This window comes from Vibrio chagasii (assembly GCF_002954585.1).
Lineage (GTDB): Bacteria > Pseudomonadota > Gammaproteobacteria > Enterobacterales > Vibrionaceae > Vibrio > Vibrio chagasii_A.
The window spans coordinates 850559-874542 of the sequence record NZ_MSCI01000002.1; the positions used below are offsets into that span (position 1 = coordinate 850559).

31 protein-coding genes are annotated in these 23984 nt (G+C 41.6%); 21 read left to right on the top strand and 10 right to left on the bottom strand.

Features of this window, described 5'->3' with window-relative positions:
• The first annotated feature begins 137 nt into the window (after window positions 1–137).
• Window positions 138–494 (top strand): PilZ domain-containing protein, encoded by a 357-nt coding sequence (locus tag BTO10_RS12030; RefSeq protein WP_105024661.1) that lies wholly within the window; start codon window positions 138–140, stop codon window positions 492–494.
• 130 nt (window positions 495–624) lie between these two features.
• Here the strand turns inward: BTO10_RS12030 and BTO10_RS12035 are convergent, their stop codons facing one another.
• Both BTO10_RS12035 and BTO10_RS12040 read right to left on the bottom strand, forming a co-directional pair.
• Window positions 625–1749, bottom strand: coding sequence for a M14 family metallopeptidase (locus tag BTO10_RS12035; protein ID WP_105024662.1), 1125 nt, complete (start codon window positions 1747–1749; stop codon window positions 625–627).
• Between the two features lie 134 nt (window positions 1750–1883).
• The gene (locus BTO10_RS12040) at window positions 1884–2159 is read right to left on the bottom strand and encodes a nitrogenase-stabilizing/protective protein NifW (RefSeq protein ID WP_105024663.1); all 276 of its coding nucleotides are present in this window, start codon (window positions 2157–2159) and stop codon (window positions 1884–1886) included.
• Between the two features lie 171 nt (window positions 2160–2330).
• Between BTO10_RS12040 and BTO10_RS12045 the strand changes: the two genes are divergently transcribed.
• Entirely contained in the window at window positions 2331–2543 is a 213-nt protein-coding gene (locus BTO10_RS12045) for a TIGR02450 family Trp-rich protein (RefSeq protein ID WP_102423016.1), read from the top strand.
• A gap of 53 nt (window positions 2544–2596) precedes the next feature.
• Here BTO10_RS12045 and BTO10_RS12050 read toward each other — a convergent pair whose 3' ends face one another.
• Window positions 2597–3334 carry an HAD-IIB family hydrolase gene (locus BTO10_RS12050; protein ID WP_105024664.1) on the bottom strand — a complete coding sequence of 246 codons (738 nt, stop codon included), beginning with the start codon at window positions 3332–3334 and terminating at the stop codon, window positions 2597–2599.
• 310 nt (window positions 3335–3644) lie between these two features.
• The gene (locus BTO10_RS12055) at window positions 3645–4019 is read right to left on the bottom strand and encodes a YybH family protein (protein ID WP_004742121.1); all 375 of its coding nucleotides are present in this window, start codon (window positions 4017–4019) and stop codon (window positions 3645–3647) included.
• 141 nt (window positions 4020–4160) lie between these two features.
• On the opposite strand from BTO10_RS12055, the gene BTO10_RS12060 reads away from it, so the two are divergent.
• Entirely contained in the window at window positions 4161–5027 is an 867-nt protein-coding gene (locus tag BTO10_RS12060) for a LysR family transcriptional regulator (protein ID WP_004742123.1), read from the top strand.
• Window positions 5028–5165: 138 nt separating this feature from the next.
• Here BTO10_RS12060 and BTO10_RS12065 read toward each other — a convergent pair whose 3' ends face one another.
• The gene (locus BTO10_RS12065; protein WP_004742124.1) at window positions 5166–5363 is read right to left on the bottom strand and encodes a hypothetical protein; all 198 of its coding nucleotides are present in this window, start codon (window positions 5361–5363) and stop codon (window positions 5166–5168) included.
• Between the two features lie 506 nt (window positions 5364–5869).
• On the opposite strand from BTO10_RS12065, the gene BTO10_RS12070 reads away from it, so the two are divergent.
• The 10 genes from BTO10_RS12070 (at window position 5870) to BTO10_RS12115 (ending at window position 11885) form a co-directional block, all read left to right on the top strand.
• Window positions 5870–6298, top strand: coding sequence for a hypothetical protein (locus tag BTO10_RS12070; RefSeq protein WP_105024665.1), 429 nt, complete (start codon window positions 5870–5872; stop codon window positions 6296–6298).
• Window positions 6299–6395: 97 nt separating this feature from the next.
• Window positions 6396–7253 carry a hypothetical protein gene (locus BTO10_RS12075; RefSeq protein ID WP_258097989.1) on the top strand — a complete coding sequence of 286 codons (858 nt, stop codon included), beginning with the start codon at window positions 6396–6398 and terminating at the stop codon, window positions 7251–7253.
• Window positions 7254–7775, top strand: coding sequence for a GNAT family N-acetyltransferase (locus tag BTO10_RS12080; protein WP_105024666.1), 522 nt, complete (start codon window positions 7254–7256; stop codon window positions 7773–7775).
• A gap of 113 nt (window positions 7776–7888) precedes the next feature.
• Complete coding sequence (locus BTO10_RS12085) at window positions 7889–8140, top strand: TIGR03643 family protein (protein ID WP_004742130.1); 252 nt, start codon at window positions 7889–7891, stop codon at window positions 8138–8140.
• A gap of 63 nt (window positions 8141–8203) precedes the next feature.
• Window positions 8204–8692, top strand: coding sequence for a hypothetical protein (locus BTO10_RS12090; protein ID WP_105024667.1), 489 nt, complete (start codon window positions 8204–8206; stop codon window positions 8690–8692).
• A gap of 188 nt (window positions 8693–8880) precedes the next feature.
• Window positions 8881–9510 carry a LysE family transporter gene (locus BTO10_RS12095; RefSeq protein WP_004742137.1) on the top strand — a complete coding sequence of 210 codons (630 nt, stop codon included), beginning with the start codon at window positions 8881–8883 and terminating at the stop codon, window positions 9508–9510.
• Between the two features lie 60 nt (window positions 9511–9570).
• Window positions 9571–10218 (top strand): HAD-IA family hydrolase, encoded by a 648-nt coding sequence (locus tag BTO10_RS12100; protein WP_105024668.1) that lies wholly within the window; start codon window positions 9571–9573, stop codon window positions 10216–10218.
• 38 nt (window positions 10219–10256) lie between these two features.
• Complete coding sequence (locus BTO10_RS12105) at window positions 10257–10775, top strand: GNAT family N-acetyltransferase (RefSeq protein ID WP_105024669.1); 519 nt, start codon at window positions 10257–10259, stop codon at window positions 10773–10775.
• A 38-nt stretch (window positions 10776–10813) separates the two neighbouring features.
• Window positions 10814–11362 carry a GNAT family N-acetyltransferase gene (locus BTO10_RS12110; RefSeq protein ID WP_105024670.1) on the top strand — a complete coding sequence of 183 codons (549 nt, stop codon included), beginning with the start codon at window positions 10814–10816 and terminating at the stop codon, window positions 11360–11362.
• Window positions 11352–11885 carry a GNAT family N-acetyltransferase gene (locus BTO10_RS12115; protein ID WP_063522410.1) on the top strand — a complete coding sequence of 178 codons (534 nt, stop codon included), beginning with the start codon at window positions 11352–11354 and terminating at the stop codon, window positions 11883–11885. Before BTO10_RS12110 ends, BTO10_RS12115 begins: the two co-directional genes overlap by 11 nt.
• Before the next feature lie 82 nt (window positions 11886–11967).
• On the opposite strand, the gene BTO10_RS12120 is transcribed toward BTO10_RS12115, so the two are convergent.
• Window positions 11968–12489 carry a prepilin-type N-terminal cleavage/methylation domain-containing protein gene (locus BTO10_RS12120; RefSeq protein ID WP_105024671.1) on the bottom strand — a complete coding sequence of 174 codons (522 nt, stop codon included), beginning with the start codon at window positions 12487–12489 and terminating at the stop codon, window positions 11968–11970.
• 205 nt (window positions 12490–12694) lie between these two features.
• On the opposite strand from BTO10_RS12120, the gene BTO10_RS12125 reads away from it, so the two are divergent.
• The 5 genes from BTO10_RS12125 (at window position 12695) to BTO10_RS12145 (ending at window position 16050) form a co-directional block, all read left to right on the top strand.
• On the top strand, window positions 12695–13357 hold the full coding sequence (locus BTO10_RS12125) for a DNA alkylation repair protein (RefSeq protein ID WP_105024672.1): 663 nt from the start codon (window positions 12695–12697) through the stop codon (window positions 13355–13357).
• 106 nt (window positions 13358–13463) lie between these two features.
• Window positions 13464–14228, top strand: a complete 765-nt coding sequence (locus BTO10_RS12130; protein ID WP_105024673.1) for a carbon-nitrogen hydrolase family protein — start codon at window positions 13464–13466, stop codon at window positions 14226–14228.
• Window positions 14212–14967, top strand: a complete 756-nt coding sequence (locus BTO10_RS12135; protein WP_105024674.1) for a nucleotidyltransferase domain-containing protein — start codon at window positions 14212–14214, stop codon at window positions 14965–14967. The genes BTO10_RS12130 and BTO10_RS12135 overlap by 17 nt, the downstream gene beginning before the upstream one ends.
• A gap of 150 nt (window positions 14968–15117) precedes the next feature.
• Window positions 15118–15534 (top strand): RDD family protein, encoded by a 417-nt coding sequence (locus BTO10_RS12140; RefSeq protein WP_258098002.1) that lies wholly within the window; start codon window positions 15118–15120, stop codon window positions 15532–15534.
• 123 nt (window positions 15535–15657) lie between these two features.
• Complete coding sequence (locus BTO10_RS12145; RefSeq protein ID WP_105024675.1) at window positions 15658–16050, top strand: NUDIX hydrolase; 393 nt, start codon at window positions 15658–15660, stop codon at window positions 16048–16050.
• A gap of 70 nt (window positions 16051–16120) precedes the next feature.
• On the opposite strand, the gene BTO10_RS12150 is transcribed toward BTO10_RS12145, so the two are convergent.
• From BTO10_RS12150 to BTO10_RS12160, 3 genes are all read right to left on the bottom strand, one after another.
• Window positions 16121–17401, bottom strand: a complete 1281-nt coding sequence (locus tag BTO10_RS12150) for an MFS transporter (protein ID WP_146106820.1) — start codon at window positions 17399–17401, stop codon at window positions 16121–16123.
• Between the two features lie 723 nt (window positions 17402–18124).
• On the bottom strand, window positions 18125–18814 hold the full coding sequence (locus BTO10_RS12155) for a tryptophan 2,3-dioxygenase family protein (RefSeq protein WP_004741324.1): 690 nt from the start codon (window positions 18812–18814) through the stop codon (window positions 18125–18127).
• Between the two features lie 384 nt (window positions 18815–19198).
• Window positions 19199–19693 carry a DUF4865 family protein gene (locus BTO10_RS12160; protein ID WP_105024677.1) on the bottom strand — a complete coding sequence of 165 codons (495 nt, stop codon included), beginning with the start codon at window positions 19691–19693 and terminating at the stop codon, window positions 19199–19201.
• A 391-nt stretch (window positions 19694–20084) separates the two neighbouring features.
• On the opposite strand from BTO10_RS12160, the gene BTO10_RS12165 reads away from it, so the two are divergent.
• From BTO10_RS12165 to BTO10_RS12175, 3 genes are all read left to right on the top strand, one after another.
• Window positions 20085–20960: a LysR substrate-binding domain-containing protein gene (locus tag BTO10_RS12165; protein WP_004741322.1), complete on the top strand. Its 876-nt coding sequence runs from the start codon at window positions 20085–20087 to the stop codon at window positions 20958–20960.
• A 468-nt stretch (window positions 20961–21428) separates the two neighbouring features.
• Complete coding sequence (locus tag BTO10_RS12170) at window positions 21429–21638, top strand: hypothetical protein (RefSeq protein ID WP_010434910.1); 210 nt, start codon at window positions 21429–21431, stop codon at window positions 21636–21638.
• Entirely contained in the window at window positions 21639–22901 is a 1263-nt protein-coding gene (locus BTO10_RS12175; protein WP_016788799.1) for an integrase, read from the top strand. It abuts the gene before it with no gap.
• Window positions 22902–22997: 96 nt separating this feature from the next.
• On the opposite strand, the gene BTO10_RS12180 is transcribed toward BTO10_RS12175, so the two are convergent.
• Complete coding sequence (locus tag BTO10_RS12180; RefSeq protein ID WP_102426359.1) at window positions 22998–23957, bottom strand: nuclease-related domain-containing protein; 960 nt, start codon at window positions 23955–23957, stop codon at window positions 22998–23000.
• Window positions 23958–23984: the final 27 nt, after the last annotated feature.

A 23984-nucleotide genomic window follows, 5' to 3' on the forward strand; every position in this document is an offset into this window, starting at 1 on the left:
TAATTTGATGAATATCTGAGTTGAATTACAAACTGGGGCTAAAGGCTGTTCGGCTGTTCGACAATCAAGAATAGTTCCGAATAGTGGAATGAACGACCAGATTGCTACTGCGAATAAACAGAGACAGGGAGTCACAGATGAGTGAAAAGTCATTCATTCAAAAGCGCAAATATTACCGTTTGAAGTACCCACACAAGGCACGTCCGGTGATGCGAATTAAGGATGAGCTTTTTCACGTCAGTGAGGTTTCTGAAAAGGGTGTTCGCCTTATGATGCGTAACATCATCCCAGTATATCGTGGCTTCTCAATGGCTGGCACTTTGAGGCTACATGGCAACAATAGTGTTGCTATTAGCGGTGCTGTGTTACGTCAAGAAGGCGATGAAGTGGTTGTTCAGTTATCACAAGGACCAAGCTTTAAGGACATGGTGTCTGAGCAAAGGCACATCAGGAAGAAATACCCAGTCTTTTTCGCGAGCCTGAGGGTTGCATAACGGCCTCTAGAGCTAGGTGGCTAGATAAATCGTAAATCATAGGCAAACAATAAAAAGCCCAGCACTTTCGCAAGTGCTGGGCTTTGTTCTATCTATAGTCCTGGTTTTGATAGCCAAGACACTCGTTGCTTTATAGCTCGTCTACTGTCGCCCAAACCGCCGCTAGCATGTCGTGACCAAACGCAACACTACGCTCTGGCGACCAACCGTAAAGTTCGTCAGCGTGGCTGATGTGATCTTTAAATGGCATCTCTACTGTGTACGCTAAACACTTAAACTGCTCACCGATCCAGTTGGTACCAACCGTCATATTAGCTTTGCCCGGCTCATCTTTATCGTAACCAAACTCGTCTTGGAACTCTGGCGTAATCGTGAGTAGTGCTTGCTTGAAGTGGTTCTCTAGCTTCGCGATACGCTCATCGTAAGAAGGTGTACCTTCGCTACCTGCCACAAAGTTATATGGAATCGCTTCGTCGCCATGAATGTCTAAACACATATCAACGCCAGTTTCTAACATGCGTTCACGCACAAGGAATACCTCTGGGCTACGTTCCATAGACGGTGATTGCCATTCGCGGTTCAGGTTCACGCCAATTGCGTTGGTACGTAGGTGACCACGGATACTGCCATCTGGGTTCATGTTCGGAACAACGCGGAATACTACGCTGTCGAGAAGAGAGCGACCTACTGTGTCTGTTTCGTCAAGTAGGCGCTGAAGCAGGCCTTCAATCAACCATTCAGCCATTGTCTCGCCAGGGTGTTGACGACCAATAACCCAAATATTTTTCTTCTCTTCACTAGGCTCACCAATGGTTAGCAAAGTGATGTCGTTGTTGTCTAGCGTGTGGCCTAGTGTTTCAAGCTTACACGCAGGGTGAGTTTGTGCACTGTGCAGAAGATCTTGGTGACGATCGTATGAGTATGGCGCAAAGTACGCGAAGTACATTGAGTCGTGCTCAGGAATGATGTCAAAGCTCAGCGTGTCACCATCGAACTGAGATGGGATACGGAACCACTCTTCGCGGTCATACGATGCAACTACATCGTAATCCTTCCAGCCCTCAGGGTAAGCAGACGTTGCCAATTGACCGATTTCAAAATGGTGAGCTTGTTGCGCTTCACTTTCTAAACGGAAATGGAACCACTGAGAGATTTCAGTTTGGTTGTCTGCAGGGATAGTCAGTTGAATGTTTTGTGGTGAATCTGCTGAAACGACGTGAATGTTGCCGCTTTCGAAATTGCTGAAAATTTTCATTGTAGTTGTTATCTCGTAGTTGAGTTGTCGTAAGACTAGCACACTTTTTTTCGAGCAAACTACTAACTAAATCGTAATGAGATGTTATTTCAACTATCTATTTCCGAGCTCTCTTTTTTAACGGCACTTTATGCTTATCGACGCTGGCAAGTTGTGCAGCCTCGGCAAGCCGAACGCGTATAACGATCTAACTTACTGCGTTGCACCTTGCAGTAGGCATTTTTCAGGGCTCTTCTCCCAGAAAACCAATCGTCAGGTTTCGACAGAATCAGATAGCCATTAAAGCGTTTCACAAGCTCGACTCTATTTTGGTCGATGAACTTGCTATCAAACCCAATTTCAAAGTAATCGAGCGCCTGTTCAATAGAGGTAAAGCTCGCCATTTTTTGCTGGAATTCTGTTTGGCTCATGGAAAGTTAGTTTTTGAATTGGTGAGCATTAATTGTATCGAATTTATGGCCCGACTTTATTGATCTTACTTGTGGCGTACTTGGATTTAAATTATGTTTTTTGGTATGTAGTGATCTTTTTAAATCCACAAGTCTTATAAAGTTCTGTTGCAATTGAGACAGGAAAAGCCCATGAACCGTATCAACCCCAAGAAACTATTTCGTAGTAAGTGGACGGCTGTTAGCCCGGTGAAAAAGGAAAAGCACTTCATGGTTACGGAGGTAGAGTTTGACGAAGGAGAAGTGGTGCGCTGTTTGATCGAAGCGGTGATGACGAAACGGGAAGAAGCGATAAATTGGCGCGACCTCACCGACAATCAAGCGTGGCTCCCTGGTTGGAAGTAGCAAGGAACCCAGCTTCGATTGAACTGCCTAGCTGGAAGCTGCGACGATATATATTAGTGGTTACTTGAAGCTCGCTGTTGCCAGTATTTGAGCCCTTCAAGCACGCCTGCTGCATGGGTCGCCTTACTGGTATACACGTTATCTCTGCCCGATAGGTGAGCTACTTCAGGGTAGTGGTTCGCCACTAATATGGAGTTCACCCCTTCGATCGTTAGCATTGATGTATCGTTCGCTGAGTCACCGGCAACACACACCTGTTCAATGCTTAAGTCATGTTGCTTCAGCAGGTGATGGATTGCTGTTGCTTTGTTGACGCCTTTTGGTGTGATATCCAGATACCAGTCGTGTGAATAGGTGAGGTGGACATCTAAGCCATGTGATTCTAATTGTGATTCAATTAATGCATGCTGAGGTTCAGACAGCTTACCTTCAAAGGTCATCTTATGGGGACCTTGGTGGCTTTCCAAGCGTTCACCCATAAAGCTGAGTGGTGCTAACGCCGATTCTACCTTTGACTTATTCCATGATGCCTCGAGTTTCTCATGCCAGATATGGTCAGGCTTTTGGATATGGTTGTGGTGAATTCTTGTGCCAACATCACTGATGATGCTGTGTGGTTCTGGGTAGTTATCTGATGCCAAGCCAACTTGAATGGAAGGGAGCGTTCTACCGGTCGCGATGACAAAGCGGATATCGGGTTGCTCTGTAAGGTAATTGAAAAGTTGATTAACCCCATGAGAAGGGCCGCCATCGAGTGTACCGTCAAAGTCACAAACCAACATTTTTATCATTCGAATTCCTTGTCACTCTCATTAATTGTGATGGAAACACTCTCCATCATTTATACAAAGAATGGCTCAGCAATAACAACATCTCAAGTTGTCTTTGCGGATCGATAAGTGAGATTCGATAGTTTGTAGCAGGTATCACACTTGCTGCTATGTCATGGAAACTAAAGATAAATCTATTAATTATTAGGTGTGGATTATGATTGCATTTAGTTGAAATTATGACGGAATGGGGTTGTGTTGTTATACAAAAAAGCCAGCAACCTGGTAGGGTGCTGGCTTTAGTTTTTGCTACTGTTTGAGCCACTCGTTTCTAGCGTTCGCCTTGAACTTCAAAGTCATCACTGACAAGACGAGCTTTACCATCTTCTTGTACTGCCCAGTGTTCATGATGAACTACACCAAATGCTTTATTCATCGTCCAGCTTGCCGTAAGAACGTAGCCGCCTTCTGGGTGTTCTTCCCATTTAACATCTGTGTAATCAACATCTTTGAAACCTTGGTCCATGATCCCTTGCCAGAATGCTTGAATTGCTTCACGACCTTCAAAAGTGCCAAATGGGCGCGCTTCCATTACACAGTTTTCTACATACTGATCTGCACAACCTTTCGCATCTTGGTTGTTGAATGCTTTTTGCCATGCGTTGATACCTTGCTTACATGCTTCTAATACTTGATTATTTGTCATTGTTTTCTCCGTTACAGTCTTCTTCTAAACACTGTGTTTTTGATTGGGTAACCTTGATAAGTTGAATGTAGTTTATCCTTGGTAATTAACTTGAAAAACAGAGATAATAGAAAATACTGTTTTTAAAAAGAGAACAATAAGATGAGTAAACTAAAGCAGATGTCGATTTTCGCTCATATTGTAGAGCAAGGCTCTGTATCGGCCGCGGCTGAAAAACTAGAGTTGTCTAAATCTGTTGTCAGTCAGCATCTAAAAATATTGGAGCAAGAGCTAGGCGCTTCCCTTCTTAAACGAACAACGCGAAGACAAACCTTAACCAGTATGGGAGAACGTTTTTATCTAAGTTGTAAGGATATTAATGTGATCGCCGAATCGGCGTGGGATATGGCGAAATCGGAATTGGAAGAGCCACAAGGGCGGATTCGTATCACGGCTCCGAATGCGTTGATGGATTTGCTGGTGGTGCCTGTTATTGCAGACCTGATGAAACAGTATCCAAAATTAAAGCCGGAGTTGATTAGTGATGATCAACACTTAGATTTCATGGAGCACGATATTGATCTTGCGGTACGAGTTGGTAGCTCACGTGACAGTAATCTAAAACAGAAACGTTTAGGTAAGTTTAAAGATGTATTGTGTGGTGTCAAAAGCATGCGTGAACGCGAGCTTGAATCGATTCCATACATTGCAAATTCATGGCAGGGAAAGCAGGTGACTCACCATTTTAGTTCTCAAACCGAAGAGAACTTTGTTTATCAACAACAAGCTAGTTGTGTAACTAATTCGTTTCACAGTTGTCTTGCACTTATTAAATCGGGTGTTGGTATTGGTGCAATCCCAGACTTCTGCATTCCTCAGTTATCTGGTCAGGTTGTTGATATGCTGCCTAGCTTTGAATTACCGACCAACATGGTTTATGCATTGACCCCATTTACTTCAAACACGCCGATTGCCATCCAATTGTGTGTCCAAGCATTAGAAGAAAAGCTCAAACAAAACTTGACTTGATATGAGGAAACTTTGTTGGAGCATGCTCTAGCTTGATTGCTGTAATTCTTTTGATGGAGGTAAACCTACTAGGTAGTGGTATCTCCATCATAAAGGCATACAGAATGCTGGTCACTCTTGCTTCAGAGCAATATTTTTTTAAGGTTTGTGGTTGGATACTGAAATTGACTCGACATTAGAAGATGCATCGAATCTAACATTGACCAAAACGGTTTCGCGTTCAAAGGTCACATCATCAAAATCTGTCGCTGCGATTTTAAATCCATTTTTAGCAAATAAGCTTGTGACGACCGTGCGTTGTTTCTGTTCCATAGCGTGTGTTAGTAGCTCGTCCATAATTTTCTCCATTGCTGAACACTGTACATAATGTAAAGGTAAAGACTCTTTGTTATGAGATCAATTGCTTAAATAATAGTTTTAATTTATGGATTCTGTTTAATTATTTTCAATATTTAATTCACTGATGATCTTCTTGTATTAACAATGTGTAGCTTATGGTTTAGATAAATTGATGTGAAATTGGTCAAGTTTTTTGGAGCACCGCTGTTTCCTGCAGAAAATTGATTGAAATAAATAGTAACAAAGTAGTGTGTGCTGTTGCGTAATGCCCTCAATTTAATCGTTCTATCTTGGGTTGGTATTTAAGCAGAGGTATTCGGTTTGGATGTATTGGAACTCATAATTGTTCATGGATATACATTTTCTAATGTTATAAATGTTATAAATGTTATTAAATTCATATCCTTGCTTTTTATATTCTCTTGATTTATAAAATAAGCATTCACCGATAAATTCATGATTATATTAGTTTTTACTAACCTTTAATAACATGGAGAAAGGCGATGAATAAGAACCAAACACGCAATAGGTTAGCGAATTTATTGAGGCTGCGTAGACCATACAAGGCATCTGACTTTCTAGTGAGCTCTGATGAACTTCGAGTCAAGAAGGATGTTTACAGCTTACGTAAAATCAAACAGCTGGAAATCCGACAGCTAGGTATCAAAGAAAACGCAATCAACGTCATTTCATTGGCCTTGATGCTATCTGCAGCAACTTGGGCGTTCGTACCTCAGTTTGGGTTACCTATGCTCGCTCTGACCTTCATTTTGGCTTTTGTTTCGTGGCGAAAATACGAGCTTCGTGCAGAGTTTAAAGGGGCAGACGAAACTGGTGATCACTGGGTATCTGTAGCTCGAGGCTGTACTCGTGAAGAGTTTAAGATCTTAAAGAGTATCGAAGTGAATTTGCGAGAACAAGTTGTAAGCTAAGTGCGACCTCGCAGATAGCATGGTTCACCCCTAAACTAGGCTCGTCATCATTGGCGAGCTTTTTACTTTTGGAAAGGCAAGACTTATTAAAAACGATATGAAGCAAAAGCCAGTAGCCTTGGGTGTCATCTTTCTTGGTTTCAGTCTTTACACTAATGCTGACACTATTGAGTTCCCTGGTTGTGTTGAAGGTGAAGTGTTGAACACCGAGGTTCACCTTTACATTGACGAGTCTATGTTGTTGGAATACTCGAAGGCATTTATCGCTAGTAAAGTCGCCACATGGGAAGGTTACTCCAACCTAGTTTTGAAAAACTCATGTATTCCTATGTGGAGAAAGGTAACCCAAATTACTTATACATCTGCTATCGATAGCCTTTGGTTTCAAAATGTGAGTGCGGCAGAGAGGCTACTCAAATTATTGATGGAAGATCCAATTGAAGAAATCACAGAGGACGGTCGTCCTATTTTTACAGGTGTTGTGTTTTCAAATTATCATTCTGCTTTCGAGTCTCGATATTGTGGTGTCGCATCTAAGGCCTCTCGTTTTTTCTCTTTGGCTATAAATTGCCCAGACTCGACAATGGAACATGAAATTGGTCATATGAGCGGCGCCAACCATGACTATAAAACGGTGCTAAAAGATTACGCGACTATCGAACATTTTATCGCTGACAGGTACCCCAAAGCGCCCGCATATTCATTCGGTGCTACATGTGCAGAGAGAGGCACTGTGATGTCTTATGAGCGTGATATTATTCCTGCCTATTCTAGTCCTGAAATTAGAGTTAACGGACAGCAATGTGGAGATAACGCGCATCACAATAATGCGAGAGTGCTTAGAGAGTTCGCAGATACTCATTTAAAGCTAATAGACTCAAAAAAAATAAGTCGAGCTAATACCGAGAATAATCAAACAGTACGATGGCGTTTGAAAACAGGACAAGGAAAGTGAATGGACATAATGATAAGACCAGCAATGTCTAGCGAATTAGCTGCTATTTATGCTTTGGTTATCTCAAACGATGAGTGGACTAAGTTTAATGGCCCTTATTTTTCGTATTCTCATCCGTCATTAGAAAGCTTTGAAGCGCATTCGTTTAAACGGTTGCTCGAGGGTGATGACCTGCAGCTGGTGGTGGTCGAAGGTGTACCTGTTGGAACCGTGAGCTGCTACTGGGAATGCGAAGAGACACGATGGCTCGAAGCTGGCGTAGTCATTTATAACTCTGATTATTGGGGGAAGGGGATCGCAGCATTGGCACTTCCGCTTTGGATTACTTACTTATTCGAAAACAAACAGATTGAGCGTGTTGGGCTAACTACTTGGTCAGGTAACCCGCGCATGATGTCTCTCGCTTTGAAGCTAGGTTTCCAGCAAGAGGCGAAGCTGAGAAAGGTGCGATATTACCAAGGCGAGTATTATGACTCGTTGAAGTATGGGGTGCTGCGTAGCGAGTGGCTGGAGAGAGGATAGCGATAAATATCTGTTTTTTGTTTGATGATTCCTTATCGATTCAGTGGTAACACCCTGATCTAAAAAGTGAGAGTGAGCGTACTTCTACTCAGATTTTAAAGGATGAGTAGACAATGAAATTATCTAAAGAGAGTGAATCAAGAATTATTGAAATGGCGTGGGAAGACCGAACGCCATTTGAGGCAATAGAACACCAATTTGGTTTAAACGAATCCCAGGTGATTCGTTTTATGCGAAGTCACATGAAGCCAGGTAGCTTCAAATTATGGCGCGCTCGCGTCGCAGGTCGTGCGACAAAACATTTAAAACTTCGTAGCTCTGAAGTGTCGAGAGGTTATTGTCCAACACAATATAAGCGGCAGTAGGTTTTCTACTAACCATTTATCTCTTTCTTTCAGTGGCTATCGATCTAAATAGGGAGATTGAGATTGAATAGTTTGATTGGATTAGCGATAGGCTTTTTGTTTGTGATGCCTATCGCCACCTTATTGCATGAATTGGGTCATGCAACCCCTCAGCTTATTGCGGGTCACAAAGTTGAGGTGGCCCTCGGGAATAGCGAAAAGGCCAAAGTTGTTCAAATTGGCAATCTCACACTGTCAATTTCAAGCTTTTCAATGAATGTTGGCTTTGCCTCAATAACTAAACAGGGCGGTAAATCCTTACAAGCATGGTCTCTAGTTATGGGGCCGCTTACCTCATTACTCCTGTGTCTATCGTTGTATTTTACTAATAGCAATCAACTCCCTTACATCGCTTCTTACGTCATTAATTTTGGTGTCTATTTTTCATTGGCTCAGTTTGTGATGACAGCATTGCCTATCTATTACCCTAGTGCGTTTGGTGCCTATGAAGGGATGCCTAGTGATGGTAGGCAACTACTGGAACTTTATGGCTTAGCAAAGTGTCGAGAGTAGTGGTCGTTAATAGATTGGTTGAATCTTATTGCTTGGCATTTTTTGGATTCAAATGTGGACTCTAATACTGAGTTGAAAGACACTTATCACACCACGTTCGAGCGCACTAATTTTGTGAATCAAGCGACGCAAAACCGTTAGTGCGTGCGATATCATTACTTAAGCTTGAGTGAATTGAGTAGAGGAAAATGGAATATTTATTGGTTCTTCTTCACGTTGCGCTGATTTGGATGCTGGCGGTCGCAACGCCCGGCGCGAATGTGCTGTTGACGATTAACACAGCGCTGCACTACAACCGCAAGCTAGCAAAATATTCTGCTTTTGGTGTCAGTACATCCATATTGCTATGGTCACTGTTTGGATGCACCGGCTTGGTTATTTTGCTCTCCCATTTCCCGGCATTGTTTAGCGTTATGAAGATCGTTGGTGGCAGTTATTTGTTGTACTTGGGTATGCGCCAGATCCTTTCAACACGAAAAGCCAAACAACTAGATGAAGGCCTGAATACTAGCGAAGCGATGCTGCCTTCAAGTAGAAAAGTCTTTATGTCTGCGTTTATCACTAGCATCTTAAACCCTAAAACGGGTTTCTTTGTCGTGAGTTTGTTTAGTGTCTCTATGCCTGAAAATATTACCATCCCGATGGTCATCGCCATTATGCTGACTATGTCTGGTATCACCTTATGCTGGCATATGTTTTTGGCGACAGCCTTTTCACATCGAGCAGCGAAAAGTGTTTATGCACGTATCTCAAGTATCATGGATTATGTAACCGGCGGCTTGTTTACGCTGTTTGGTATTAAAGTCATGGCGTCTTAATGTGTGTTATCTGCTCATATCAATACTGTATCAAAGTGTTTTTAATAGGTTTTAGAGTTCATGATTGAATGTAAGAAGTTTATTTTTGATGTCGATGCAACACTGGTTGATACCCAAGTGGTTATCGACAATATTTGGAAAAAATGGTGCAAGACTGTTGGTGTTCGTTATGAAACCATGAGTAAATATATCCACGGGCGAAAAATCGAAGAGACGCTGAGCTGTATTGGTATGGAATTCTCTAATGTCACTGAGGTCAATAAAGTCAAAACTATTGCGACCCAAGAGATGAAGTGCGCCAAGGCTATACCAAATTCTCATGATTTCTTATCAAAATTAGGCCCGGATTGCTGGTCAATCGCAACGAGTGGACCTAGAGCGGTCGCAACAACAAGCTTGGAAGCCTCCGGTTTTACGTTGCCAAAGGTCATGATTTGTGCCGAAGATGTGGCACGAGGTAAGCCAGCACCGGATCCTTTCCTTAAAGCCGCAGAAGCTTTGGGCGCAAAACCAGAAGATTGCGTTGCAGTTGAAGATTCACCATCTGGCGTACTATCGGCCAAGAAGGCAGGGTGTTTCACGATCGCTCTATTAACCAGCCATACCAGAGAAGAATTAAAATCAGCAGATTTGATCGTAAATGGTTTTGATGAGCTCAAACTTACCTGCAGTCCGATTGGAACCTATCAGGTTCATCGTGCTTATTAGAAACATCCTTAATTTTATCGTAAGAGGAATAGATAACAATGAAACTAGTGTCGCCCTCCAAAGAATTTGAGTCCGCTTTTAAGGTGTATTACCAAGACTTCTTGGAGCACGACATCGATAACTCTGAGTATTACAAAGACGGTGTTCTTGATTTTTCTCGTTATATTGAATGCTTAAATGATGAGGCTAGAGGCGTTAACTTACCCGATGGTTATGTGCCATGTAATCATTATTGGTTGGTAAATGATGAAGGAGAGATACTCGGCGCCATTCGTGTTCGTCATCGTATCGATAATGAGTTTCTGTCACTTGAAGCGGGGCACATTGGCTACGATATTGCTCCTTCAAAGAGAGGTTCTGGCTACGGCAAGGCAATGCTCAAATTCGCTATTCCAAAAGCGAGCTCTCTGGGTATTAAACAAGCTTTGATTACCGCGGACGAAGACAATATAGCTTCACGAAAAGTCATTGAGGCAAATGGCGGTAAGTTTGAAAAAATCGTTTTTGGTAAAGTTTTTCCTGGTCCAGTAGCTCGTTATTGGCTTGACTGTCAGTAACGCAATACAGGTTAGGCGACAGATAAAAAGGAATTTTGATGTTTAAAATAGAGACTGCCAGGTTGGTTCTGAGAGACATGATGTTTGAGGATCAAAGCGCGTTTGTGGCTATGTCACAGGACGCTAAATATCAGCGCTTCTATAATGAGATTGATTGTGAGCCTAGTAAGTACCATCAACTTACTCAATTGTTTGTTGAACAGGCTGAGGAAGATCCTCGTCAGTCCTATCAATTAGCTGTGGAAAGTAAAGAGTCAGGGAAGTTTATCGGAACCGTGTGTTTGCGCCTTGAAGATAACCAGCAAGCTTCAATGGGTTGCGCTTTTGCGAGAGAGATTCAGGGGAAAGGGCTACCCATAGAAGCGGCCAATGCTCTGGCTGGTTTTGGGTTTTCAGAGTTAGGTGTTCATCGAATTTATGCGGAAACCATTGGTGAGAATCTAGCGGCGATAAGATTGTGTAAGTCACTCGGGATGAGACAAGAAGCTTGCTTTAAAGAGCACCGATTTTTCAAAAATAAGTGGTGGGATACCGTTGTATTAGCGATGCTTCGCTCAGAGTGGGAAGGTGAGAATAATGGAAAGTGAACGACTTAAATTAACGCCTCCTTCATTAATCCATACTGATGAAATGTTTAACGTTGTTCAGGAATGTATGGCTGAGCTGTCCGAATTCCTGCCTTGGGTTTCTGAATCCTTAACTCGGCAAAAACTTGAACTCAATACTCAAGAGGCCGCCAATAATTTCACTAATTTTATGGGGGAGTTTTGGTTCAATATTATTGAAAAGAACACTGAGGCGTTCATCGGCGCCATTGGTTTTATTGTCCGAGACGACTCTATACCTTGTTTTGAAATAGGTTATTGGTTAAGAACTTCTAAAACTGGATTTGGTTATGTGAGCGAGGCTATTCATCTCGTCGAAGAGTTTGCCTTCCTTAATAAAGGGGCAAAGCGGGTTGAAATAAAAATGGCTGCAACGAATTTGAAAAGTCAGGCAGTGGCGAAGCGATGTGGCTACCAGCAAGAAGCATGTTTAGCTAATGCTCGGCGTTTACCTTCTGGAGAGTTAGACAGCACGCTGGTTTATGCCAAAACGTGCTTATCTTAATTTCTGGGATGGTTGAATCTTGATGTGTGGGATTTTCTAAGTTTATTTGTAAGTACTAACATGTTGAGCTTTAGACTTGAACTTAGCTGTTTGGTTCGTCATCTACTGTGACATCGCCATTCATCGAGTTGTAGTAAATAGATATCCCCGGTACGACTCGATAATGATAACGGCATTGGTCGGTGTGGATGTACTCAGCGATATAGTCAGTATTAGTCGGTGAGTTGAAACTAGAAACGCTCGGTGGATCAATCAGGAGAGCTCCCCATACCGAAATACAGTCTTCCGGATTATCCAGCCTTGGAAAATCTTCTGCGTAAGGCCATTGCTGTACTGGGTATCCCCATTCATTGAAGTCAAGCTGGCCGGTGACAGAATCATCATATATAGGAATATTCGTAGATGGACCGCCACCGTTTAAGGTCAAATTTTTTGAGTAGGCAAGATCGACACCTGCTTTGAAAGCAGCGCCAGTACCTTTCACGGCTGCAATATGCGAATCTGTACTCACATTCAGGAATCTGGGCGCTGCCGTAACGGCGATTATTCCAAGAATCACAATAACGACAACAATCTCAATAATTGTAAAACCGTTCTTTTTCATTATGCACCTCTTTTGAAGACGGCAAGTATGCACCATAAGTAACTATTGCCAAAGGAAATTTCTATATTGCAGAGGTGATTTTATTAACCAATAATGAATGTTGTGATTTACATGGCTTTATTTTATAAAACTCAATCTAGAAATATCTTAAGAGCCGGATATCTCACTTCAATATTGAATTTAGATAGACAAGGAGTTTGTTTTCGTGAGTATGGTCGAAACGGCAAAGCAGCATCTTTCAGAAGTGGGTTATCCGAAAGTGGATATCAAAACAGCTCAGGTTCGTTCCATTTCTGCTCAGATTTTTAAGACTCTTGAAGACAAAGATATTTCTAGTGTGTTGTCTCTGTGTACTCAATTATTGGAGCAAAGAGACTGGGCGCTAGGAGTTATCGCGTACGATTGGGCTTTTAGAGTAAGAAAACAATATTCAAGAGACACGTTTCCTGTTTTTGAGCGTTGGTTAAAAGAGTTCGTCACAGACTGGAACGATTGTGACGACTTTTGTACTCATGCTTTTGGGGAGTTACTGTCTCAATACAATGACTTGTTCAATCTCACCACAAAATGGGTCGAGCATTCGAATTTCGCTGTACGCAGGGCCGCTGCGGTCGTTTTAATTTATCCTATCAATAAGAATCGTTGCGCTGCGTTGGATCCGTTTCGCGTGGCGGATCTATTGCTCGAAGATAAGCATGACTTAGTACAGAAAGGCTATGGTTGGATGCTTAAAGTACTCAGTCAAAAAGAGCCTCAACAGGTTATTGGTTATCTGAATGCTAAGCATGCCGTAATACCAAGAGTGGCTTTTCGTTACGCGATTGAAAAATTGGACAATGACATTAAGCGAGAGTTGATGTCGCTTTGATTAGCGTTGTTTGCAGCCAAATTATAACCACAGTCCCCCTAACGTAAACCGCATTTAGCTATGTAGAAATTTGTGTAGCAATTTTTGTTTTTTGGAGAAGTTTGAAATGAGTGTCACTATCAGTTTGGCCCAAATTCCTGTCGTAAGAGGCAACTGGAGAGAAAACCTTAAGCAACATCTAAAAATGATAGGGCAATCGTCAAATTACAATGCGGATGTGGTTGTTTTCCCCGAGCTATCATTGACCGGCTATGAGCTTGATTTAGCTGAAGAACTTGCATTGTCTCTTGAACCATCAAATTTTGAAGAACTCTCCCGATCTTCGGTTCAAAGTGAGATGATTATTGTGGCTGGTTGTCCCCTGCGAGTTCCAGGCTTATCCCATCCCACCATAGGCGCCGTTGTTTGCTTTCCCAATGGTAGAGTTGAGTTCTACTCTAAACAGCACCTGCATGATGGTGAGAGTGAATTCTGCTCTGCCGGCAACGTTGATTATGTATTTGATGTCAACGGGCATAAAATCGCGCTAGCAATATGTGCTGACTTCACAGAGGCGGATCACTCTCGACGAGCCAAGAATCTAGGTGCTGATGTCTATTTAGCGAGCGCTTTAATCTCCGAGAATGGCTTTGTCCCGGATTCTAAAATCTTATCTGGCATTGCGTCGGAACACGGTATACCAGTATTACTGAGTAACCATATCTCTGTGACGGGAGGTTGGGAAACGTGTGGCAAGAGCTCGGTTTGGAGTTCGCAAGGAGAGCTCGTGATCAGTGCAAACTCAAAAGAGAGTGGCATTGTTCTATGTACTATCTCGGGCTGTGAGACGGATCTTAATCTAACTGGAAAGTGGTATGCTGACTCAATCTAGAGGTCTCGACAAAGACGGGTTCATAGAAAATCTATACTCTCCTAAGAATATCGCTCCCGAATTCCAAGAGGTTGTGACTGCTGTTATTGATTCGTTGTTAAGTGACCTGCCGAATCAAATTGATGGTATCTACCTATATGGAAGTGTTCCGAGAGGCACGGCGGTTGTTAGTCGCTCGGATTTGGATGTTTCTATTGTACTCAATACACCTATTGGCAAAAAAGAGAAGCGAGTATTTCAACGCCTTTCTGACTGGACCCCCAAAGCATATTCCCAAGTAAGTAAGCTTGATATTGACCCTGGCTTTCTTTCGGAAGTGCTGCAATCACAAGAAAAATTCCATTGGCAGTTTTGGCTCAAGCACTGTTGCTGTTGTATTTGGGGTAATGATTTATCTATTGGTTTTCCACGTTACAAACCTAGTCGTGAAATAGCCCAAGCGCTTAATGGTGACTTGTCTACTTTTCTGGGTCAAATGAGTCCAGCTTTTAAAACAATGACCGATGCGGATGTCGCTAAGCTGATTGGCAAAAAGTTAGTGCGGGCGGCGTACTACTTTGTCGCTGAGAAAGACGGAAGTTGGCACACCAACCTTAGCCAGTGTACTGCAGTAGCCAAGCGTTATTATCCAGAGCAAAGTGACGATATTGAATTAGCACATCAATACGCTCTTGGGCAATTAACCTCTAAAGTTGAAGCCTTGGATTTGTATGAAAGGCTTAGCAAGAACTTGTCGTGAACGTCATTTAGCCTGCAAATTGATGAGGGAATCATTGGTATATGCACACCGCTTCGCATTTGCTTTATAAATCATTACCAGATGAATGTAGTAAAAACTGATGTGTTGTAGGGGCTGTGCTTTATTGCCAATAGAGACCAAGGAACAAAAATGTACGCCAATAAGTATTCTAATTTTTGGAGACGATTCTTTGCTATCTGGATAGATTCAATCGTATTTTTGCCTTTGGAGTGGATAGACAACTACGTACTTTCTGGCGTGATAAGTTCAGGTGGTGTTTTTGCTTGGGGAGTGGTGAATTCACTAATTGGTGTCACTTACTACGTTGGCATGCATGCTAAATTTGGGCAAACAATCGGTAAGATGGTCACCCGAGTGAAAGTAGTGGATGTCTCTGAAAGTCGAAACCTAACCCTCAAACAGTCTTGTATGAGAGATATTGTCCCAATTATGCTCGTCCCCTTTAGCCTCTATGCTTACGCGCAACTGTCTTTCTACGGCCAGACTTGGGAAAGTTTAGAGCAAGGCCGAGCCTTTATTTTTGTTGGGTACGCAATGATCGGTTGAGTTCTTTTAGAGTTCACCTCCATGCTATTTAATCACAAACGCAGAGCGATTCATGATTTCATTGCAGGCTCTGTTGTCGTAAAGAAAGTCTAATTATCTAAACTTCGGCCTAAGGAAAAATCGATGGATGTCCATGAGTGTGTCTCTTTTATCTTGCTCAATGAATCACAAGTATTGTTAGAAAAGCGCAGCGATTCTAAGGACACTGACCCCGGCTTAATTACAATACCTGGCGGACATATAGAGCAGGGTGAAAATCAAATTCAGACACTGTTTAGAGAGCTTAACGAAGAGCTAAACGTTACTCCAATTGAATACACATTCTTATGTTCACTCTACCACCCAACAAAAGAGTTACAGCTGATTCATTATTTTGTGGTAACCCAATGGGAAGGTGAAATCACAGCACAAGAAGCAGACAGCATCGCGTGGTACCCACTGAATTCGGCGCCTGTAGGTATAAGTGCTGATGGTGTTGCTTTGAAAGAAGTTGGGCGGGTGGGACATTACCTGTGACTATCCAGCTACACCAAAAATGTTCCGTGTTTTATAGAGTTGATGGGCTTTGAAGAAAATTTATCGCTACCTATGATTTAATCGTGTCCATACAAAAAACATCACTTGGTTTTCCTGGATATAACAAAAATAAAACTCTAAAAAAGATAGCTTGGAAAAATAGTATTATAGAAACACCAATCGACGAGTAAATAAAAGAATAGTCGAACAGATACGAGGAGTAGAAAGCAACCAACGCGTTACCTGATGCGATCACAATGTTCTGTGCTGCTGCGGTCCTGCCTGCTACCTCATCGAGCGTGTTTTTTTGTAAGTACGTAGATAAGCCAACAGCTGATAAAGTGGTAGATATACCGAATGTGAATAGTAAAATTGGTACCCAGTAAAGATTATCGAATAGACCAAAAGACATGAAGGTGGCTATGGCTAGTATTTGATTGAATAATAGTAGGTTATCTGATGATGTATTAGATAAGCTGTTATTTGTCTTTTTTATGAGCATACCTGAAATAATGGCACCAGTAGCGTAACTTACACTGAGAATAGATAGCCATATTTCACTATTGGCGAACTTTTCTACAACTACAGGTGCAAGGTGAACATAGAAGCCGCCCAAGCAAAATGCTATTGAAAAGCTGCTCAATAATCTCACACTGAAATGCTTTTCTAGTTTTAAAAATTGCCCAAACTCTCTCCAGTTAATTCTGTTTCCATCACCTCTCGCATTTGTAGAGCAATTATAATGTGAGGACGTACAGAATTTTATTGACATAAACAAACACGAAATGTAGATAATTGCCATTGCTAGGAATATGTAGTTTACCGAGTAAAAAGAGAGCATTGCGCCTGTAAGAGTTAGACCGAATATTTGGCCTAGTTGTGATGCTGAGGTTACTCTTCCATTTAGTACTTTAAGCTCTTCTTTTTTTGCTACGGTTCTAATAAGAACAAACAAGCTGGTCCTATAAAATGGCCTGAAGATATAGACAATTACTGCGGCGATAAACAAACTATGGGACAAAAAGTAGTCATACACAGTAAACAAGGAGATAAAAACAATAGAACTGATCGCATTTGTGAATATTAGAATTCTAAGAGGAGAGTATTTATCCGCAATGGAACCTGCATACATTTGAATGAGTGTAACAATGACAAACTCCCCTCCATATGCTGAAGCAAATGCCCATAAACTATTGGTTTCATCAAAAAGTAACTTGCCTAGAAGTAACGTAAATATAGCGCTACTCATCTTTGTAAAAAACTCGATGTATACTGGGATGTTGATCATTTTCACACTTACGTTGCCACGCCTTAAAGTCACCTGCTGCTCAATCGGTGTTGTTTTTAACAAGAAGACTTAGCAGTCTTAACTATCGCTATATTTTATAAAATTACCCTGAAGCGTGCATGCTGTCTCATATTTGTGAGTGTGTTTTTGTGATGACGGTTCCTTTTCGGAAGCTTGAAGTAGATCGTAGGAAATTTTCAACCAACTGTTTGACATGGTGTTGATTAGGTATTCAATTTTGGGGCTTTATAGGACGCCTTGTCGAATAATGGTGGCTGCGAGTCGTTCAGCAATCGTGTTAGGTAAACTGCTTGGGAGGAACGTAGATTATAGGTTTATTTTAGATTTGGTAACACTTTCATGTTAACCCGACAGGCTAATCGAAATACTAAAACGAGCAAAGTATTACAAGGAGTCTGTATGCTCGATTCTGGGCAGAAAGGTAATATTGCTTACCTATACTGCTGACGACTGAGGTTGAGGGAATTGAAAATGTTTGGATATTCTACGAGTGACATGACCAAGTTAACGGCGGCAGTGTCAACCATAGCTGAACTGTTAAGTCGTATTGAGCTGATATTGAGAAGGCAGGAGAGTTTCGCCTACCTCAACAAACTTTTAACCTCTTTAGAATTTACGAATGAAATGAGGTGCTCATATGGGCACCTCTGAAATAACCTTTACCTTTTGCAATAATCCCAATCAGCGAATCATAAAGCTCGCCACTAAGTACATTTTATATCGGAATATATTTATCAAAGCTCAGCTGCGGGAGCATGGCCATGATTAGTAGACTGAAGAAGTTAAGTTAGTTCTTACTTGCCAAATTTGAGGGAAGAATTGGCGATCAATCAATCTAGTTAACTTCTCAATCGGCTTACCTCTTGTTCCTTGAGTATTCATTCCCAAGGTTCTAACGGCAAGTTTGTAATGATATGTTCGCCATAAGCTGACATTCTCATCCCAGTCAATCAAAGATTCCATCAAAGCGAATAATGGAGTATGGGTTTGCGATTGGTACAGGTTGACAAGGTCAATGTCTTTCTCTGACAAATAAGTCTCCACCGCAATGTTTAACTGCTTGGCTATAGACTGAGTTTCACGCCAACCCGGTGATTCTATACCTGAGCCATTACCCAGTGCAGGCCGTATACCTTGGAAATCCCATGGAGTCATAGACTTTAATATACTCAACTGCTCGATGATCTGAGCAACTGCCAGTGCTGCTCTTCTGACATGAGTCATGGCTTGTTGAATTTTTTCCTGTTCTATCGATGATCTTGCCTGCTTCAACTCATAGCAACTTAGTTTAAGCCATAGCTCCGTCGATTGATGCACGATTTGAAACATCATCTCATCCTTATGGATCAGCTTTTCATCAGGCAGTTGAAGTGACAACAAAACATCGGTCTTCATGTAGCGTGCATAATCATTACGCCCTTCACCATCTAATACTGCACAGTTATCCGTTTTCATTCATTCTAAACCTCAAAAAATCAACATCTTAATGGTTAGAAAAGAAAATACTAAACCGAATGCATATAAAGTCTAAGAAGTGTTAGCTAGTTCTAAATAAGCTTAACTATTAATAAATGGACGCTCATTAAACAATAACCTAGAGTCCCTTTACGGGGAGAATACAACAAGCTAATACAAAAAATTAAAGACATATATCAATGAAACTCAAAGCAACATGCTCAGGTAAGTTTTGTTCGCCGATCTATGTTGGTTTAACTGATCGTAGATAAAACGTAGGTTCTATCATTTTGAGTCTCTCTTGCGGCACCCTCGAGTTGAGAAGTGCCATAAGTGCAAATTGCAAACTTTGAGTTTTTGAGAGCAGCGCGTTAGAACTTCTAACTAAGTATCATTTTGACCATGAGCAACATAGCCCACAGAGTAAACTTCCCCCCTGCTATCATTAATGCCGTCAGAACGACTCAACCACGTCACCCCAATTGTTTCCCACGAAGTATAGTTTAGTCCATGAACATCTTTAGGCTGACTCAGATTCTTATAAATGCACGCAAGGGAGTGTTGAGAGGTTGGCACCGTTGGCTCCTCATCAACATACCATACTTCAACCCTCGGGCGACCAAAATGTTCACAAACCGCTTTAAAACCATCACTTTGAAGAAATGAGACCATTGCATGATGATCTCTCCAAACATAAAAAGGCGCATAACTATTTATAGGATTCTCATAACTTTTAGCATCTTTACGTGAATATAGAAAAGCCTTAAAAATTAACCCTGGTACCCCATCAAAAAGGTGACCTTTTTCTTGAATTCTTTTCTCAATAGACTCCATCGGATAATCAGATGGAAGAACTACTTTATATTGCATAGCGATCATTTCTATCTCCTATTTACTGAATACTCTATCTAAGCTAATGGCGTTACTTACACGCTTAATCACACTGTCGTCTGCAAGCCACAAAACATAAAAAGCCAGATGAGTTAACGTTTCTTTGAATTCTCTATTATTGATCCCGTCAGTTCTTGCGAGATCTATGTGCTGGGGCAATTCTTTAAGCCTTCCTCACAAGGCTAGGTTTGTAAGCGTCACCCGACAGTACATTTTTAGCTAATTCGTTTAGCCTCGGGGTAATCGTTAATTTATCTTGGTTATTAGTCATTTCATTACTTCCGATTTCAAAACTGATGTTTATAATGACATCCGCAGGCAATTCGGAAAATCAAAACATTCAGGATGATTAATTCACAAATTTGGGATAGTCAATGACATGAAAGATACAGTATTGGATCTTCAGGCTCTAAAAACATTCGTACTTGGCATTGAATATAAAAGCTTTGCCCTCGCTGCAAAGCATCAACACAAGTCAACATCTGCTGTAAGTGCACATTTGAAAAAACTAGAAATGCAGACTGATTCCACACTAGTAAAGAAAGAGGGCAGATATCTATTACCAACTGAGCAAGGAGAGTACTTATTGAGCTACGCAAAGAGAATGCTTGCTCTAAACGATGAAGTGTTGGAAACCTTAAGATGCGTTGATTTGCAAGGCACAGTAAATGTGGGGTTACAAGAAGATTTCGCAGAAGAAATTCTCACCGAATGCCTTGGACGCTTTAGTCGCATTAATGAACAAATTCAAATGAATACAATGATCGAGAGGTACGCTGGACTAATATCGGCTATTGAAGATGGTTCACTCGATATATCTGTTACTTGGCAAGGCGTTAAGCGAACTCCATACTCTGATACCATTGCCCATACTCCAGTACGTTGGGTATCCTCATCAGATTTCCCCCTCGGTCATTTTCTCGAAAAAAATATACCTTTACCATTGGTAGTGGTTGAGCCAAATTGCCTTTTTAAACAGAAAGCTATAGAAGCGTTGGATGCTGAACGAATAAAATGGAAAGTTGTATACCAAAGCCAAAGTCTCGGTGGTGTTTGGCCTGCTGTGCACGCGGGAATAGGTATTACAGTTCGAACAAGCATGGGTTGTCCAGCTCCCCTCGAAATCATCAAAAAAGGATTACCAGAATTGGGAAATATTGGCGTTCAAATTCATCGTTCACAAGCAGCAACTGACAACGTGAAGGAAAAGTTGATTGATCTAATAACAAGGGTGATTAAGGCAAACTACAGCTGACATGAATAACTTTTATTAAGAAAATGTCATAAACAGGATGTGAAAGAGTAAAGATACTAAAACAACGTGCTATCAGAGCTTTTTACGATGGGGGAAGTGGTATTGGGCGTTTCGATGGCTCAAAAACGGTGAAACCCCGATGTTGGTAGTAATCTTAGCTGTATGATATTGATTTATATGAATTTCATGTATTTAGAGCTGGTGGTTAAGTTCTAATTGGCCTAAAAAACGGTTAAAAAGGCCAATGAAATAGTCAAATAAAATCAATGGATTAGCAACTTGGTACTACTGTATTAGTCCACCCTAAAGTGGGCTTGAAATCGATTCGTTGAATTGTTTTACGCTTCGGGAATCCTTTTCGTTAATTGCTGCGCAAATAGAATGTCATTGAAAAAATCGTGCATAGTTTTTCTACCAGTAGATGAAAAATCTTAATTTTCATGTAGTGAGAAAGGTAAGGAGAACGACATGGCGACGCGTAAAATCAGACCTAGACAATTTATTGATGAGTTTTACCCTGATTCAGGGATATGCAATACCACCATCATAAACTGGATTAAACATGGCAAGCTCGAGGGCACTAGAACGCCAACGGGCCGATATTTAGTCTGTGTTGACGATGAGATAGGGAACCCTGCAGACAGGGTGAGTGAACTTCTAAGATTCTTGGAGTCATAAATGGTTGGTAGAGCTAGAAGCAAAGAAACGGCTCATTACCCTCCATTCTTGGTGAAAATGAGCCATAGGGGGCAATCTCGATTTCGGTTTACGACCGTAGATGGTGTGAAGAAGCTATTTCCTATCGGGACTGTAGAGCAAGAAGCGATACAAGCTGCGCATGTTTACAACTTGCAATATCGTCCTGAGTTAGGAAGCGCGTTTTCCCTTTCTGAGATGACCCCATTTCGCAAAGCTGTCTCTAAAGGCCGTAAGGACAAATTCAATCGGCCTTTAAAAGAGTGGCTTCCATTAGTGTTGTCTCGTGTGAAGAAAGAAGAACGGCTTTCCAAAGACGTTTATCGAAATTTGGAGAGGGACTGTTACCGCCTTGATGAGTTCATGGGGCGGTTGCCAACCAAATCGATCAAGTTACAGCACATCAATGAGTTCCTTTCGAAATACTATTCAGAGTTAAGTAATCGTCAGCTCAACAACAAGATCAGTAATCTTAAAAAGGTATTTTCCTACCTTGCTGACGAGAGCGCTATTGAGAGTAATTTTGTACTCAATAAAAAACAGCGTCGATTGACCAGAGAAGATTACACCAAAGCTCGCCACGACCTAGATATCGAAAACTACCAAAAGGTCTACGATGCAGCGCCACTGTTTCTTAAGGTCGCAATGAGCTTAACACTTGAGACGACTCATGCTGTGAGAGAGATCTATAGGCTTCGTTATCGGATATACAAACCACGGGAAGGCGTTTGTGGGATTCTATGGAACCCTGACAAAGAGGTGGAGTATGTGGATGGGCATGCAGTGTATGGAATGCTTTATGTTCATCGAGAAAAGGTGAAAAAGTCCGATGCTTCCACTGTCGCCATTCCGGTCACTCAGACGATTAAAGACATTGTCGATCTTTCTAAAACATCGAGATTGATTTGTCCTTATATCGTTCACCGTAAACCCAAACAGCAGCAACGTGGTATTTCAAAAGAGACGGACCATCTTTACCAAGTACATCACCACAATATAAGTAAAGAGTTCAGTAAGGTTCGAGACTCTTTAGGGCTTTATAGTCACCTAAAGAAATCGTTAAGGCCGACCTATCATGAAATTCGAGGACTAGCTGCCCGGATGATTGAACAGCAAGGGCAGAGTGCTACCGAGCGAATGGCGCATGCGAACGCTAAAACAACAAAAATCTATACAGGCACAAGTGACATTATTTGGCACCAAGTACCCCCTGTTGAGGTTATGCCGAAAAGTGGCCAGAAGTGATTCGTGTTAGTTGTTTAGTTTTGGGGGAATTCGGAATCCGAATTTGAATCCGCATCGCTTTAAATTGCGTTGTAATTCGGATTCCGAATTATTAGATTAAGGAAATACGACTTGAGTTCCTTCACCACAAGAGCATGCTATTGAGTACGTGTTCTTTTTCTTACTGACTTTGGCTGAATTAGATTGGCAAGAATGGCAACTAATACGCATTGCAGTATTCACCTTACATTGTGGGCAGTAGACGTAATACCCATACTTTCCATACCTCGGCTCGGTCTGAGGGCTTTGACACTTCTTACAATTAAAACCATGCCTTATTTGTGGAACTTTGGCCTCTTCAATTGTTTCTTGAGCTGGAAGCAAGTCTACCTTTTCAGTTTCGCTCAATTCTGCGATATGTACTTTGGGAGCCGGAGAAGACGTAGGCACATGTTGTTCGTTTAGAAAGTGAACTAGGCGGTACAGTTCATCACGATTAAACGTAGGATTCGGATTTAGTATTGAACCTACGCGGTGCTTTTTGATGAGACTCTTAACGCTGCTACCAATAGATTCGGCTTTAATGAGCTTCTTCGATATATCTTTAGGGATAGAAGTTCGATCGATTAGAGCGTCATTGGACGCGGCACAGAGTTGATCCCAACAGCGACCACCAAAGTACCCTTGTAAAAATGCAATTCGGTCTAATAACGACTTAGCGTTGTCATTTAAAAGTGCTTTCAATAGTTTGGTTTGCAACTTAGCTTGCTCGATAGGTGAGGGCATTCCTGTCCATTTCCCTCTTACGGTTCGGCTCCATTCGAGTTGATTGTTGACCTTAACCTCACCGCGAATCGATTTCGACTCAATAATGATAAATCCTTTGTTATAAAGGACTAAGTGATCGATCTGAGCTGTTTCATTTTTAAACTGTATGCGTAGGTCATTGATAATGAAGATGTCATTTGCATCTCCAAACTCTCTGCGTAAGTAAAACGCGACATCCTGCTCTACTTTTGCGCCAGCTTTCTGTTGAAGACTGTTGTCGATTTTTGAATCTCTATCCTTAGTAATCATTCTTTATTCCTGCTTTTTTATAAAAGC